Consider the following 14,628-nt stretch of genomic DNA (forward strand, 5'->3'; position numbering starts at 1 on the left):
GGGACGGTACAGGTGGGAAAAACCGCTGTGCAGTTGGCAAAATCGAATAATACCGGTACTTCGCGCTTCAAAACCTTTTTTAAAGAGCTATCTAAACAGAAAATGCTGATGCTGATGTCATTGCCCTTTCTGTTATGGGTGATTATATTCAAATACCTCCCGCTATGGGGATGGACAATTGCTTTTCAGAAATTCAAGCCAGCCAAGGATCTGTTCGACCAGAAGTGGGTCGGCTGGGACAATTTCAAATTCCTGTTCCAGGAACAGCAGTTCTATCGCGTCCTTCGTAATACTCTGGTTATGAGCTCCATTAACCTGGTTCTCGGATTTGTAACGGCCATCGTACTGGCCCTGCTGCTGAATGAGCTGCGCAATGTGTTCTTCAAACGCACCGTGCAGACGATCAGTTACCTGCCTTACTTCATTTCCTGGGTCGTAGCGGCCAATATTGTACAGATGGCACTGGCACCGGAAGGGATCATCAATGTGCTGCTGGTCAAAGCGCAGCTTATTGATCATCCAATTCTGTGGCTGGGCGAAGGCAAGTACTTCTGGGGAATACTCGGGGTTACGGAAGTCTGGAAGAATGTCGGCTGGAATACCATCATCTATCTGGCAGCCATCACCTCCATCGACCCTTCTCAATATGAAGCGGCTGAGATTGACGGGGCATCCCGTCTGCAAAGAATGTTCTATATTACCCTGCCGGGTATCAAGCCGGTTATCGTTCTGATTCTGATCATGAACCTGGGCCATATTCTGGAGTCCGGCTTCGAGGCACAGTACCTGTTAGGTAACGGGATGAACCTCGACTACTCGGAGAATCTGGATATCTTCGTACTGAAGTACGGGATGCAGATGAACAACTTCGGGCTTGCCACCGCAGCGGGTATGTTCAAGACGCTGGTCAGCTTCATCTTCTTGATCGCAGCCAATAATATCGCCAAGCGTATGGGCGAAAGCAGATTGTACTAGAAAGGAGGACACAAGTAATGGCTAAATCCAAAACCAATTCATACCGGAATTCATCGCTTGGTGACCGAATCTTCGATATATGCAATACGATCTTCATGATTCTCTTGGTCATTGTTACCCTCTATCCGTTCCTGAATATGTTTGCTCTATCGTTCAATGAAGCGAATGACTCTGTCCGCGGCGATATTTATATCTGGCCTCGTGAATGGACGCTGCGCAACTTCGAGTATGTATTCAGTGAATCCAACATCTTCTTTTCAACGTTTGTCTCTGCAGCACGGACGGTAATCGGCACTGTGGTCTCCGTATTCTGTACAGCGATGCTGGCCTATACGGTAAGCCGTCCGGAATATAAGCTGAAGAAGTTTGTGTCCGTCACGTTTATTTTCACCATGTACTTCAGCGGCGGTCTGATTCCAGGCTACCTGCTGATCAAAGAGCTGAACATGCTGAACAGCTTCTGGGTCTATATCATTCCGGGCATCATCGGCGTATTTAATATGATCGTCATCCGCTCCTTCATTGAGGCACTGCCTGAGGGACTGATGGAATCGGCCAAAATCGACGGCGCAGGCGACTTCATCACCTTCTCGCGCATTGTGCTTCCGCTGACCGTTCCGGCACTGGCTACCGTCTCCCTGTTCGTAGCGGTCTATCAGTGGAATTCCTGGTTTGACGTCTTCCTGTACAACTCCTCCACGCCAAGCCTGAGTACTCTGCAATACGAGCTGATGAAGATGCTGTCAACATCCAACACCGCGATGTCCAGTTCCTCGGCAGCCGATGCCTTTGCGAACGCGCAGGGCAACAAATCGACCGTTACACCGACCTCTATCCGTGCTACGATGACTATTGTGGCCAGTGTGCCGATTATCATCGTCTATCCGTTCCTGCAGAAGTATTTCGTCAAAGGGATGGTTGTCGGCGGGGTCAAAGGCTAAGTGTAGCCGAAAAAATACAGCAAGCCAAAACAAGCGATCCTCCGAGGGCTGTCCGCCTTCAGAAGGGTCGCTTGTTTGTGCTTGCCATCAAATTCTGCTCCAAACGGGCTTTCGTTGCCGTATCCGGCAAATATAGCATAATCCTCTGGTCCGGGTCATTGGGGAACTGGAGGTTAATTTGTTCAAACTCCAGCACTCCAAGTGCAGGGTGAAGCAGCTTCTTGTAGCCGTCAAGACTGCTCGGTGCCTCGTGCCCCTGCCACATCCTTGCGAAATCTGAGCTTACATTCTTAAGATCAGCAATGAATTGGCTAAATGAAACATCCTCCAAATAACGGGCTCGCGATGTCTGGAACTCAGCTACAATTCTCTGGGAGACCGTCTCCCAATCCTCTGAACCCTCTCTCCAGACAGGGTCAGTGAACTGGCGCCACATCAAATTGTAATCATGCGGCGGTGACGGCCGACTAATCATAAATACAGCTTCCGCCGCTGCATTCCAGGCCAGAAAATCATACCTCCTCCCGATTACATAAGCAGGATTCGGGCTGAATTCGTCCAGCATCTTCTGAACATACGGGCTGATCTTCTCTTCAGCTGCAGCCAGTTGAGGCGGTAGTGACTCTCCTGACAGCAGAAAAAGATGCCTGCGCTCATTGGGTGTTAGCTTAAGGGCCGAAGCCAGACTCTCCAGTACACCGACTGAAGGGCTGATATCACGCCCCTGCTCAAGCCGCGTATACCATGAAAGTCCTATATTCGCGAGTTGAGCAACTTCTTCTCGGCGTAAACCTTGTGTCCGGCGGCGGCCCCCGGCAGACAGTCCGGCATCATGCGGCGAGATCGAGGATCTTAACTTCCGCAGAAAATTCCCTAAGGCTAAACGGCGTTCATTATCATCCAACTAGGTAGCCCCCTTATCCTGTCACTCGTAAGCCTACCATAAAGAAGGCTCTCCTCCCAAAACAATAGCCAAAGTATACTCAAAGTGATCAAGGATATCAATATACCTGGCGAAAAGGAGAAATAACATGACAAAACATTCTGAACTATTATTGAAGGACAAGGTGGTAATGATTACGGGTGCCGGACGGGGGATCGGGGCTGCGGCAGCAAAGTGGTTTGCCGTGCAGGGCGCTTCGGTGATGCTCGTCTCACGGACAGAATCTGAGCTGCGTGCACTCAGAGATGAGATTACAGCAGCCGGAGGTCAGGCGGAATATTTCACAGCCGATCTGGCAGAAGCGGGCGGCGCTGGGGAAGCGGTCAATGCCACAGTAAGGCAGTATGGCCGGCTTAATGCCGCTTTCAACAACGCTGGTATCGGAGTCACCGTATCCTCTTTGGTCGATGAGAAAGAAGAGGATTTCGACCTGATTCAGTCTGTAAACTATAAAGGGGTCTGGCTGTGCATGAAAGCCCAGATTACAGCAATGTTGAAAACCTCCGGATCAGGCGCGATTGTCAATACCAGCAGTGTCGGCAGCTTAAAGGGCAATCCGGGCTTGGGTGCTTACGGTGCCTCCAAACGCGGAGTTAACAGCCTCACGCAAACAGCTGCCATCGAATACGGACCGGCAGGCATTCGGGTCAACGCCATCGCCCCCGGCACAACTATGACAGGTATGATTCAACAATGGGTCTCCATCAATCCTGAGATTATCGAGCAAATCAGTGCCAAGACGCCCCTCCGGCGTCCGGCTGAACCCATAGAAGTCGCACAGGCTGCGGCCTGGTTACTTAGTGATCAAGCCTCCTTCGTGACAGGGGTCATTCTGCCGGTAGACGGCGGACTGAGTGCCTAAAGGCTGCTGACCCTCCTCTTTTCTATCCGGCCAATACTTGTCTCGGGAGCTTATAATCCATACATTGGTAAATCGAAACAAGAATGAATTATAATGTACAGGTAAAGTAGCCCGATGACGTTCATATTAGAGCCGGGAGAACGGGGAGAGAACATGACTATGAATATAGCTGCTAGATTCGTGCAACGTTTCAGAGATTACGATAACCGGAATATACTTAGTGTCTACCGGGACAAAACAGAGCAAATCCGCAAACGTAATTTGCAGACCTGGGATGACATTAAGCTTCAGGAGGAGTCCCTCCGGCTCCAGCACGCCGCCCAATCCGGCATAGCTCTGGACGAGCTGCTTGTCGATGCCTATTCATTAGTCTGTGAGGCGGCCTCAAGAACACTTGGATTACAGCCTTATGATGTCCAGATCATGGCCGCTATCGCCCTGCACGAGCGAATGCTGATTGAGCAGCACACGGGTGAAGGCAAAACCCTCTCAGCCGTAATGCCGGCCTATCTGAATGCGCTGACCGGCAAAGGCGTGCATGTGCTGACCTTCAATGATTATCTGGCCCGGCGGGATGCACAGTGGATGGGTCCTATCTACCGCTTCCTGGGACTATCGGTGGATTCGGTTCAAGCGGGCATGAGCCTGAGCGAGAAACGGGCGGCCTACAGGAGCGATATCACCTATGTTACGGCAAAAGAAGCAGGGTTCGACTACTTGCGGGACACTATTGCACTCACGGAAACCGCTACGGTACACCGCCCTTTCCACTACGTCATCGTGGACGAAGCTGATTCCCTGCTGCTTGATGAAGCGCGGGTCCCGCTTGTCATCAGCGGAGAATCCGAGGTTAGCCATAGCGAAGATATGCGATACGCAGATCTGGCCCGGCAGCTTCTGCCTGGGGAGCATTATGATTATGATGAATTTCAGCGTAACGTGTATCTGAACGATGCAGGTGCTGCCCAAGTGGAGGAGCTGCTGGGTTGCGGTAATCTCTATGATAGCCGGAACAGTCAGCTGCTAACCTCACTGAATTGTGCGCTGCATGTGGAGACCTTATTAACGAAGGACATTGATTACATTGTCCGTGGCGGTGCTATCGAGCTGATCGAAGAATATACGGGACGCGTGGCCGAGAACCGGTATTTGCCGGACGGGCTGCAAGCCGCACTGACTGCCAAAGAAGGACTGAAATGGACCGCAGGCGGGAAAATTCTCGGTACAATCACTATTCAACACTTCATTAGCCTATATCCGGAAATCTGCGGAATGACCGCTACGGCCTGCGCCTCAGCTATGGAATTCAAGGATATCTATGCTCTGCAGGTGGTGGAGATTCCGCCGAATCAGCCGAACATCCGGGTAGACCACCCTCACCGGATTTACACTCACAAGGAAGCCAAGTACCTGGCGCTCGTACAAGAGATCACTTCTGTCCACCGGGAGGGACGGCCTATGCTAATCGGAACTGCAAGCGTGGAGGAGTCGGATATGCTGGCTGAAGCGCTTGCGGTTGCCGGTGTTCCCGCTCAGGTCCTCAATGCAAAGAACGACGTCGAGGAAGCCGCAATTATTGCCAAAGCGGGCGAACTCGGCGCCGTAACAGTCTCTACGAATATGGCGGGACGCGGGGTTGATATCCGCCTCGGCGGCGGCGATCCGGCACAGGCCGAGGCTGTCGCCAGGCTGGGCGGATTATATGTCATTGGCACCCATGTGAACGAAAGCGTGCGGATTGACAACCAGCTCCGCGGACGTTCTGGCCGCCAGGGCGATCCAGGGGCTTCTGTCTTCTATATCAGCCTGGAAGATGACCTGATGTGCAGCTTCAGCTCCCCTACCCCAGGCCATGCGCTCAGACAGGAGGAAGCTATTGAAGAACGGGAGCTCAGCCGCAAGATCGCAAGTATTCAGCAGATTGTAATGAGCCAGAACTTCGATATCCATAACGAGCTGAACCGTTATTCGGATATGATCGAGGACCAGAGGCGGATTCTCTACACGGAGCGGCTCAGCATCCTGCTGGGCGAGCAGCCGATGAGCCCTGCGCAGCAGCGGGTACGGCTGTTCTATATCGATGAATGCTGGGCTGACCATCTGGCCTTCGTCTCCTATCTCCGCGAAGGCATTCACCTGGAGAGCATCGCCAGCCGCAGCCCGATCGATGAATTTCATACGCAGATTACCGGAGCATTCGATCAGATTCCGGATAAGATCGAACGTGCGGCAGAGGCTATGCTGGTCAGGCTCGGCGGGTCCAATGATCCGGCTGAATGGGAACGATTGGGACTTAAGAGCCCTGCTTCGACCCGGACTTATATTATTAATGATCAATATCTCCAGAATAAGCGCAGCTCATGGACGGGAACGACCGTCGTAGCTTTTTGGCTTCGTCCAATTGCACAAAAGCTATTGTCCCCCTTCATTAAGGGGCCGAAATACTAACTGTAGAACTCCCAGAATACAAGCTGGGCCAGCAGAATCGACATCATCACCATGGGCACGATGGCCGGCCAATGGTTACGGGCCGGTGAGACAGACGGGGACCGGCGCTTCATCAAGGATAGCAATAGCGCAGCGATAAGCAATGCCGCCAGGCCGGTCAGTGCAATATTCACTATAATCTGCGGATAGACCTCTGCATAGGCACGTTCATTGTTGCTCAGCATCCGTAAGGCCAGCACCAGATTGTTCACGACCAGACCGGTACCGGTTAAAGTCAGTCCGGCCGTCAGCTTCCGGTTGGCGGAACGGGGGGCAGGATCTTTACTACGAGCTCTCCTTTTGCCCAGAAGCGCCTGTACCAACCACACAAACGGAGCGATTATGAAATAGACGATGGCCAGCGCAGCAAGTGCTGCACTGATCAGCAGTACAGGCATGGACCGGCCCGAAGACAGCGGCAGATAATCGGAGGTGTACACCGAGACAGACTCTACCTTTCCTTCCTTCATTGTGGCGTACAGCATCGGCCAGGCATCCAGCCCTGAACCCCCACCCGTCTTCTCATAGAGGTAAGGCTGAACCTGCTGATAGCTTCCGCTCATCCCGGCAAGAGACACCTGAAGCTGACCTGCGCCCTGAGGCTCAAGCTTCATCATCGTAAGATAAGGGAATAGCTTCATGAAGCCATGTCCGGGACGGCGTGCTGCCACGAATCGGCCTTCCACCTCTGATACATCCGGTAGAACCGCTGCCTCCGTCTTCGCTCTCTGCCCCACTACTGCCTTGGTCAGACCATGAACAATATGGGATTCGCCCGCCTGATTCGTCATAATCACGACTGCAAACCGGTCTGCAGGCACCAGCATCAGATTGGTAGCAAAAGCAATCGTGTTCCCGCCATGTCCCAGCGTCCGCTGTGCCCCGGGATACTCCCAGAATCCGTGGGCAATGCCGGGCATGGCTTCAGCAGCAGAATGACTCCGGGTCAGCATTGTATCCAGCGTACCTGACTTCTGGAACAGCGGGGATTGCTCTCCGGCTGCGGGCATGAAGGCCATGGCGAACTTGGCCAGATCCTCCGCCGTCCCGTTATTTCCGCCGTTCGGGTACATGGACATATAATTCCATGACCCTTGATTGAAGGAGCCTGGTCCGGCGAAGAAGTATCCCTTTGCCTTATGCTCCAGCAGCTCCGGGCGGTCCTCCACCACAGAATACGCCATGGAATGCTTCATGCCCAGTGGCTCAAAAATATGCTGCTGGACGTATTCATGATACGGCTGTCCGCTGATGCGCTCCACAATATAGGCAGCCAGTGAGTTTCCGTAATTGGAATACGCGACCACTTCCCCTGGTCTGTAGATCTGTGCGGGCTGAGCCAGCTTCAGCCCCTCTTCCAGTGATCTCACTTCCTCAGGAGACTGGTAGGCCATATCGAACATATACTCTTCGAATCCGGCGTTGTGGTTCATCAAATTCAGCATCGTGATCGGCTCTTCATACGTCAGCTTAGTCAGGAAATTCTCCGGCAGCAGCTTACGGACATCTTGATTCAGGTCCAGTTTGCCCTGCTCCGCCAGCTGCATTACGGATGCCCATACAGCAAGCTTGCTGATGGAGCCCCATTCCATGACCGTATCCGGGGTGACGGGGATCTGCTGCTCCACATCGGCGTAGCCGTACCCCTTGGACAGAACCACCTGTCCATCCTTCACCATCACAACGGAAGCGCCTACGGTCCGCGTTCCTATGTACTCTTTTACATAATCGTCTACAAAAGCTTCCAGCCCGGTCAGCGGAATGCCGGATGGGGTAGCTCCCCCTGCTCCTACGCTGCCTTGCTCTGCGGCAAATGCTGTAATGCTGCCCGATAGCAGCAATAGCACCATGAGCACTAGTGTGAATCCTCGTTTCAAAATAAAACCTCTCCTTTAGTCGAGTAAAATCCTGCAGCCTTCCTAATTCTAACAAAAAACTTCACCGGATACCGGAAAATTTCCTTAAGGCCGATTTCCCTGATAGTATCAGTAGTTGAAGCAGCATGATCATCTTCATGGAAGAAGGGCCAGCGCATGAATAAATTCCACACCATATTAGCTTATATTAATGATACATTGTACGCACCAGCCCGCTTAACTGTCGGTTCCATACGTGAAGAACCGCAGAATGCCGAATATGGAGCTGGTACATTCCAGCTGGGTGCCCTGTCAGTCCGGTTTCGGGTGGCCAAAATCACCCCTACGAAGACCGGTCAATTTGTCGCTATCTGGGAAAAAAATGCCGAGCGTAAAAACCAGGCCTTCACCTATGCCGATGCCCCTGATTTGCTGGTCATTAACACCTTCCATCCCGTTAGCGGGGAGCTTGGACAGTTTGTCTTTCCGAAGGGCCTGCTGAAAATGCATGGCGTGCTGGCAACCGATACTGCACCGGGAAAAATGGCGATACGCGTATATCCAGCCTGGGATACCGTGACCAATAAGCAGGCTATAGCTACTCAGACATGGCAGCTCCCTTATTTCGGAATAGTTGATCCGATGAACAATCACCATCTGCAGACGTTAACCCGGTTGTATCTGCCAGAACTACCGTTTACAATTTAAAAGATGACATCTGTATCTGAAAGGAACTACATCTATGATTCTATTCATACACCGCAAGGACCTGCGGACTTCAGATCTGCCGGCCTTCGACGCCGTAGCTTCAGCACAGGAAGATTCGCTGCATGTACTGATTCTGGAACCGTTTTTGCTCCGGAATAAGCGTTATCTGGAGCATAGCGGACAGAATTTCCTGCAGCATGTTGCCCGGCTTCAGCAGGAATATGCGAAAGAAGGCAAGCTGCTCCATCTCCTGTATGGAGAGCCGGAGGGGATTCTCCGGCGGCTGGCACAGCTCCACCCTGTTCAGGAGGTCAGCCTACATGCGGACTATACGCCTTATGCCCTTAAGCGCGACCGTTTGCTGCTGGATACCGCCCATGCGCTGAATCTCCGGTTCCACGCCCGGCATGACAGTATGCTCTGTGATCTGGAAGAATTCATGGACTGGTGCGGCCGGAGTGAGCCGTTCAAGGTGTTCACTCCCTTCTACCGCCGCTGGCGCGCTTTCCTCTCGCAGCGGTTCCAGCCGCCTTACTCTGCCGGGCTAAGCCGTGTGCGAACCGTTGATCTTCACCCCCAGCTCGCGGATGCCTTCCAGCTTCCCGAAGAGATTGCCACTCAGCTTACAGCGCTTGCTCCCGCTGCAGAGCAGATGAACCCGGGTCATGTGCTTGAGAGTTTCCTGCACGCGGATCTGCATGATTACAAGGTGGGCCGCGATCATTACGCGCAGGAACGGACGAGCCGGATCAGCAGGCATTTGAATACAGGAGCGATCTCGGCACGGACCCTATATAGCAGACTTACTGAAGAAGAGGATTTCGGGGAAGAATGGCTGAGACAGTTAGCCTGGAGGGATTTTTATCTATATCAGGCACGGCTGGACAAGGATTTCTTCAACTATGAGAATGTCTATGATCTGTCTGCGCTGGGGACACAGCACTTCGAGGCCTGGGCTCAGGGCAGGACCGGCATTCCGGTCATTGACGCGGCTATGCGCCAATTGAACGAGACCGGCTGGATGCCTAACCGGCTGCGAATGATTACGGCCATGTTCCTGACGAAGAATCTGGGCTGCCCCTTCATCTATGGCGAACGTTATTTCCGGCTGAAGCTAAGCGATTACGACAATGCCCAGAACCGTGGCGGCTGGCTGTGGAGCTCTTCGCTCGGCTTCGATGCTTCTCCCTATTTCCGGGTGATGAACCCGGTCACCCAGTCCAGGACGCATGATCCGGGCGGCAGCTATCTCCGCACCTGGCTGCCGGAACGCGCGGATTGGTCTGACCAGGCCATTCATTTGCCTGCCGATAATGCCATCGTTGACCTGAAGCGGTCCCGGGCGCTGGCTATTGAAGTCTATAAGGAGATTATGCGAAGCCGCAAAAGCTGAAGAAGCCGGATCTTAGACCGGCTTCTTCAGCATCAGAATTCCTTGTTCCGGTGAATCCGCACGGCCGTCACATAAGATATGGCGAACAAGAGAACCGCCAACAGCAGAGATGCATACCCAGTCTCTGGTCCATTGAAGTTAACACCGTCCATATACTGGCCCAGCAGCAGCCATACCAGAACCCGGAGGACTACGGCGATTCCTGCGGCTACCATCACCATCAGCTCGCTTTTGTCCACACCGAATTTAAGCACAACCGGATAATAGACCGCCAGCGTTGTGATGGCCAGCGATAAACCGAAGGTGAACCCGGTGGACAGGCTCCAGCCCGAGGTGTCCACGCCTTTGGCATAGATAACCCCTATAGTAATCAGGCTCGTAGCCGTCCCCATCAGAATCAGCAGCAGAAAGCTTAAGTACTTGGCATAGACCACCGTTCTCCTTCTGATCGGCAATGTGATCTCAAAACGGTTCCACTTCGATGCCTCATCCGCCTGCAGGGAGGCCCCGATGCTCACCACAAAGACCAGAATCTGCGCACCAATGATGGCATTCAGTATCGAGTTATTAATTACGGCCAATGGGACCAGCGCCAGCATCAGCGCAATGCCCAGGGATGTCTTGATCGTATTTTGCAGCGAGTAGTAGTTATTAAGCAGCAGTCCGCGCATCCTATTTCGCCCCCTTTACCAGCAGCAGCAGAATTTCTTCAATAGATACCTGATCGACGGTGATCCCGCTGTATTGCCCCTCAAAGATTCTTCTGTCCCTCACCAGCACATCGGTCTGATGCTCCCTCACCCGGTAAGCCAGCCTGTCTTCTTCTGCAATACTCTGGAACTGGCCGCTGGTGCAGCGGGCCACGCCGTAGTCGTAGATCAGCTCATCCTTCATCGCTGTCAGAATGATCTGCCCCTGATGGATGAAGGTGATATAATCAGCAATTTTCTCCAGATCGCTTGTGATATGGGAGGACATCAGTATAGCGTGACGCTCATCCTCTACGAATTCCAGGAACACCTCCAGAATCTCCTCTCTGGTCACCGGGTCCAGCCCTGAAGTGGCCTCATCTAGAATCAGCAGCTTGGGATGGTGCGACAAGGCGGCAGCAATCGCCAGCTTCATCGTCATGCCCCGTGAGAACCCGCTGATCTTCTGGTTCATGGGCAGGCTGAACTTCCCTGTAAGCTTGGCATACACCTCCTGGTCCCACTGCTTATAGACGCCGCGCATGACCTTAGCCAGCTTAGCCGGGGTCAGCACCGCCGGGAAATTGGCCGAATCCAGCACCACTCCGATGTCTTCACGCAAGACCGTGTCTGTATCCTTCATCTCCCGGCCCAGCAGCCGGATCGTTCCGCTGTCCATCTGAACCGTGTTCAGGATGGACTTGATCGTTGTCGTCTTCCCTGCCCCGTTCTCCCCCACGAACCCCATAATCGTTCCGCTAGGAACAGAAAATGATACATTGTCCAGCATAAAGCCGGAACCGGCATAGGACTTGGTCAGTCCGGTAATTTCCAAACTAAGATTCATGATTTCCCTCCTTGTAAAAGATAGTCAGCATATCCACCATCGTCTCCAGTTTGATTCCGCTTGCGCGGGCGATTTCGGCTGCCTTCATTAGATGCTCATCCACCTTCTTCAGCTGCTCTTCCTGAAAAACATCCTGGTTCACGGCCGAGACGAAGCTTCCGCGCCCGACCGTCGTTTCGATGAATCCGTCGCGCTGCAGGTCCTCATATGCCTTCTGAACGGTGATGACACTGACCTGAATAGATTTGGCCAAGGCACGCATCGAAGGGATCGGGTCTCCTGCCCGAAGCTCTCCGCTCATAATCTTGCCCTTAATCTGCGAGGTGATCTGCTCATAAATGGGCTTGTTCCGGTTACTGCTGATGATAATCTCCACACGCTTCCTCCTTGCGTGAACAGTGTACTTATTGTACCAGTACAATATAACTGATCTAATGGTTTTTGTAAATGTATCATCCAAAAAAGAGCCAACCCGAACACCGGGTCAGCCCTTCCAAATTACTTATTCACGTTGGAAAATTCCACCTGAATGGACACTACCTCCGAGCGTGAGCCGATACGGATCGGCGGGCCCCAGAAGCCATAGCCTGAAGAGACAACAGTATGAAGCTGCCCCTTCTTCAGATACCCCCAATCATTCTCGAACACCCGGGAAGTAATCAGGTTGGCTGGAGCAATCTGTCCGCGGTGGGTATGGCCGGAGACCATCAGATCGATGCCTTGCTCTTCAGCAATCCCAAACTCCACCGGCTGATGCTCCAGCATGAATACCGGCTTGGAACGGTCTACGTCCTTGGTCAGATCAGCCAGCTCGGCCCGTTCCTTATCACTGTAATCCTTCCGTCCAATCAGCGTCAGCCAGCCGCCTACCTCAACGTCCTCATCATAGAGCACCTGCATCCCGCTCTCCTCCAGCAGGCTGATGATCTCCTCTGTCCCGCCCTTGAACCGGTCGTGGTTCCCCAGGGAAGCATACACGCCGAGTGGAGCTTCAAGCTTGGCCAGTACTGCGCCGAGGCCTTTGTCCTTATAGGGCCTAACGTCATCATCCACAATGTCGCCCGGAAGCAGTATCAGATCGGGGTGCAAGGCGTTAATCTCCTGCACCATCCGCTCCGCATGGCGTTTGCCGGATAAATAACCGAAGTGCATATCCGAAGCCATCACGATGTGAAGCTTACCGCTGGCCGGACCCGGCTTGTCAATCTGTACCTCATAGGAACGCACAACCGGACTGTACGCATTATAGCTTCCATATCCTATCAGGGCGATCAGAATAACCAGCGTCAGGATACCGGACCACTTCTGAACCGCGCGGCGCGGCAGCTTGGCCAGCTTCGTTAGCCAGACCATAAGATGCACGAGCGGCAACAGCATGAGCAGCAGACTGAATATGGCCAGCCAGTAGCTGCCGATGACGCTTAAGACTGCTGACCCAGCCACCACTCTGGAGAGGATCAGCGAGCTGGCCAGGAAGATCAGCGCAATAATGTAGAACAGCCGGAACCGTCCGGAGACGACCGGCTTGATCCAGCTCCAGCCGCTCCAGCCAATGTAGAAGACAATCAGGGCATATATCGTAATAAATACCAGTCCAAGAATAATAAACATGCGCTCAGCTCCAATTTGTGTTAAATAAATATAGTGTAGACTATCGATAACATGGAGGATTTCATCATGGCAAAACCCTTTTTTCCGCGGCTGGAGGGAAACAGCCGGGGCTGCTTGACCTTTGAGCCTTTTTTTCTGATTCCCTTTAGCATGTTCTCTACCTATGCCACCCTGTACATGTATGAGCTTGGATTGACCGAGCTGAACATCGGCTGGATAACGACGATCGGACTCATCATACAGGTATTCTCCTCTTTGCTCAGCGGATATTTAACGGACCGGCTGGGACGCAAGCGGGCTATATTATATTTTGATCTGCTTAGCTGGAGTTTCGCCACCTTGTTATGGGCCTGCTCACAGAACCTGTGGTTTTTCGTGGCGGCTGCGGTGATTAACGGCTTCCAGCGTGTGCCGCATATTGCCTTTTACTGCCTGATTGTTGAAGATACCCGTCCCTCGGACCGGACCTATGTATTCACACTGCTGCAGATTATCGGGGTGATCGGAGGCCTGTTCGCACCGCTGGGCGGTCTGCTTGTCCACCAGTATGGCATGGTCACGGGCATGAGGATCATGTACGTGCTGGCCTTCCTCTTCATGACCTTCCAGTTCGTAGGCCGTCATCTGACTACCCGGGAGACCGAGGCCGGCATCCGCAAAAGACAGGAGACCCGTGAGCTCAGCCTTAGGGAAAGTATGATTGAATACGGCGGCGCCTTCCGTGACCTCGGGGCGGAGCGCAATCTGCTGCTGATCTTCGGCGTATACATTCTGTTCAACTTCCAGGCTACGCTGAAAAGCACCTACCTGTACCTGTATCTGGCAGATTATATCCATCTGGACAGCGGCATCCTCTCTCTATTCCCGGCCGTGTCCTCAGTCATCATGCTGCTAACGCTGTGGCTGCTGATGCCCAGAATCCCGGATCAGAGCGCTAACCGCGCTATGATGGCAGGCTTCGGCTTATCTGCTCTGTCGAATGCCATGCTGGTTCTCTACCCGACAGCGAGCTTCGTCTGGATCGGACTGAGCACCATTCTGGCAGCTGTAGGCCTGATGATCAGCTCTCCTTATCTGGAGGCAGCTGTGCAGAACGCCATTGATGATGATAAGCGGGCCAAGGTCTTCTCCATGCTGTCTGTCCTGATCCTGGTATTCACCGCGCCTGCGGGTATTATCGGAGGCTGGGCCTACAAGCTCGACCCGAGAATTCCATTGTGGCTGGTAACCGCAGCGTTCGCCGCCTCGTATCTGCTGCTGCACCTGTACCGCAGACGGACAGCTCCTCAGAGCGCATGACCAAGCCAATATTACAA

13 protein-coding genes are annotated in these 14,628 nt (G+C 53.1%); 7 read left to right on the plus strand and 6 right to left on the minus strand.

Translation table 11 applies throughout. From position 1 onward, the window contains the following. Nucleotides 1–12 precede the first annotated feature (12 nt). Together C162_RS10780 and C162_RS10785 are read left to right on the plus strand one after the other, a co-directional pair. Nucleotides 13–975 carry an ABC transporter permease gene (locus C162_RS10780; protein ID WP_051493410.1) on the plus strand — a complete coding sequence of 321 codons (963 nt, stop codon included), beginning with the start codon at nt 13–15 and terminating at the stop codon, nt 973–975. A gap of 17 nt (nt 976–992) precedes the next feature. Continuing rightward, nucleotides 993–1,916: a carbohydrate ABC transporter permease gene (locus C162_RS10785; protein ID WP_036694305.1), complete on the plus strand. Its 924-nt coding sequence runs from the start codon at nt 993–995 to the stop codon at nt 1,914–1,916. A gap of 58 nt (nt 1,917–1,974) precedes the next feature. On the opposite strand, the gene C162_RS10790 is transcribed toward C162_RS10785, so the two are convergent. After that, nucleotides 1,975–2,820: a helix-turn-helix transcriptional regulator gene (locus C162_RS10790; protein WP_036694306.1), complete on the minus strand. Its 846-nt coding sequence runs from the start codon at nt 2,818–2,820 to the stop codon at nt 1,975–1,977. A 127-nt stretch (nt 2,821–2,947) separates the two neighbouring features. Here C162_RS10790 and C162_RS10795 point away from each other — a divergent pair, with 127 nt between their 5' ends. Beyond that, nucleotides 2,948–3,721, plus strand: coding sequence for an SDR family NAD(P)-dependent oxidoreductase (locus C162_RS10795; RefSeq protein WP_036694307.1), 774 nt, complete (start codon nt 2,948–2,950; stop codon nt 3,719–3,721). 159 nt (nt 3,722–3,880) lie between these two features. Next, complete coding sequence (locus tag C162_RS10800; protein WP_036694309.1) at nt 3,881–6,169, plus strand: preprotein translocase subunit SecA; 2,289 nt, start codon at nt 3,881–3,883, stop codon at nt 6,167–6,169. Here the strand turns inward: C162_RS10800 and C162_RS10805 are convergent. Continuing rightward, a complete protein-coding gene (locus C162_RS10805; RefSeq protein WP_156949606.1) occupies nt 6,166–8,085 on the minus strand; it encodes a serine hydrolase domain-containing protein in 1,920 nt (639 codons plus the stop codon). The two genes, C162_RS10800 and C162_RS10805, sit on opposite strands and share 4 nt — an antisense overlap. Nucleotides 8,086–8,241: 156 nt before the next feature. Between C162_RS10805 and C162_RS10810 the strand changes: the two genes are divergently transcribed. Then, nucleotides 8,242–8,772, plus strand: a complete 531-nt coding sequence (locus C162_RS10810) for a MepB family protein (RefSeq protein WP_036694311.1) — start codon at nt 8,242–8,244, stop codon at nt 8,770–8,772. Nucleotides 8,773–8,806: 34 nt separating this feature from the next. Continuing rightward, entirely contained in the window at nt 8,807–10,165 is a 1,359-nt protein-coding gene (locus C162_RS10815; RefSeq protein ID WP_036694312.1) for a cryptochrome/photolyase family protein, read from the plus strand. Nucleotides 10,166–10,197: 32 nt separating this feature from the next. Here the strand turns inward: C162_RS10815 and C162_RS10820 are convergent, their stop codons facing one another. The 4 genes from C162_RS10820 to C162_RS10835 all read right to left on the minus strand — a co-directional run bounded on the left by C162_RS10820 (nt 10,198) and on the right by C162_RS10835 (nt 13,312). Further along, entirely contained in the window at nt 10,198–10,836 is a 639-nt protein-coding gene (locus tag C162_RS10820) for an ABC-2 transporter permease (protein WP_036694313.1), read from the minus strand. A 1-nt stretch (nt 10,837) separates the two neighbouring features. Then, nucleotides 10,838–11,701 carry an ABC transporter ATP-binding protein gene (locus C162_RS10825; protein WP_036694314.1) on the minus strand — a complete coding sequence of 288 codons (864 nt, stop codon included), beginning with the start codon at nt 11,699–11,701 and terminating at the stop codon, nt 10,838–10,840. Beyond that, nucleotides 11,691–12,077, minus strand: a complete 387-nt coding sequence (locus C162_RS10830) for a GntR family transcriptional regulator (RefSeq protein ID WP_036694315.1) — start codon at nt 12,075–12,077, stop codon at nt 11,691–11,693. The genes C162_RS10825 and C162_RS10830 overlap by 11 nt, the downstream gene beginning before the upstream one ends. A gap of 122 nt (nt 12,078–12,199) precedes the next feature. Further along, on the minus strand, nt 12,200–13,312 hold the full coding sequence (locus C162_RS10835) for a metallophosphoesterase (RefSeq protein WP_036694316.1): 1,113 nt from the start codon (nt 13,310–13,312) through the stop codon (nt 12,200–12,202). Nucleotides 13,313–13,378: 66 nt separating this feature from the next. Here C162_RS10835 and C162_RS10840 point away from each other — a divergent pair, with 66 nt between their 5' ends. Continuing rightward, nucleotides 13,379–14,611: an MFS transporter gene (locus C162_RS10840; protein ID WP_036694317.1), complete on the plus strand. Its 1,233-nt coding sequence runs from the start codon at nt 13,379–13,381 to the stop codon at nt 14,609–14,611. The last annotated feature ends 17 nt before the right edge of the window (nt 14,612–14,628 follow it).

Source organism: Paenibacillus sp. FSL R7-269 (genome assembly GCF_000517865.1).
Classification (GTDB): domain Bacteria; phylum Bacillota; class Bacilli; order Paenibacillales; family Paenibacillaceae; genus Paenibacillus_AQ.

Bases quoted from the DNA above. Each gene is read 5' to 3' on its own strand.
- C162_RS10785 (WP_036694305.1), top strand. From the start codon at position 993: ATGGCTAAATCCAAAACCAATTCATACCGGAATTCATCGCTTGGTGAC.
- C162_RS10795 (WP_036694307.1), top strand. From the start codon at position 2,948: ATGACAAAACATTCTGAACTATTATTGAAGGACAAGGTGGTAATGATT.
- C162_RS10800 (WP_036694309.1), top strand. From the start codon at position 3,881: ATGAATATAGCTGCTAGATTCGTGCAACGTTTCAGAGATTACGATAAC.
- C162_RS10810 (WP_036694311.1), top strand. From the start codon at position 8,242: ATGAATAAATTCCACACCATATTAGCTTATATTAATGATACATTGTAC.
- C162_RS10815 (WP_036694312.1), top strand. From the start codon at position 8,807: ATGATTCTATTCATACACCGCAAGGACCTGCGGACTTCAGATCTGCCG.
- C162_RS10820 (WP_036694313.1), bottom strand. From the start codon at position 10,836: ATGCGCGGACTGCTGCTTAATAACTACTACTCGCTGCAAAATACGATC.
- C162_RS10825 (WP_036694314.1), bottom strand. From the start codon at position 11,701: ATGAATCTTAGTTTGGAAATTACCGGACTGACCAAGTCCTATGCCGGT.
- C162_RS10835 (WP_036694316.1), bottom strand. From the start codon at position 13,312: ATGTTTATTATTCTTGGACTGGTATTTATTACGATATATGCCCTGATT.
- C162_RS10840 (WP_036694317.1), top strand. From the start codon at position 13,379: ATGGCAAAACCCTTTTTTCCGCGGCTGGAGGGAAACAGCCGGGGCTGC.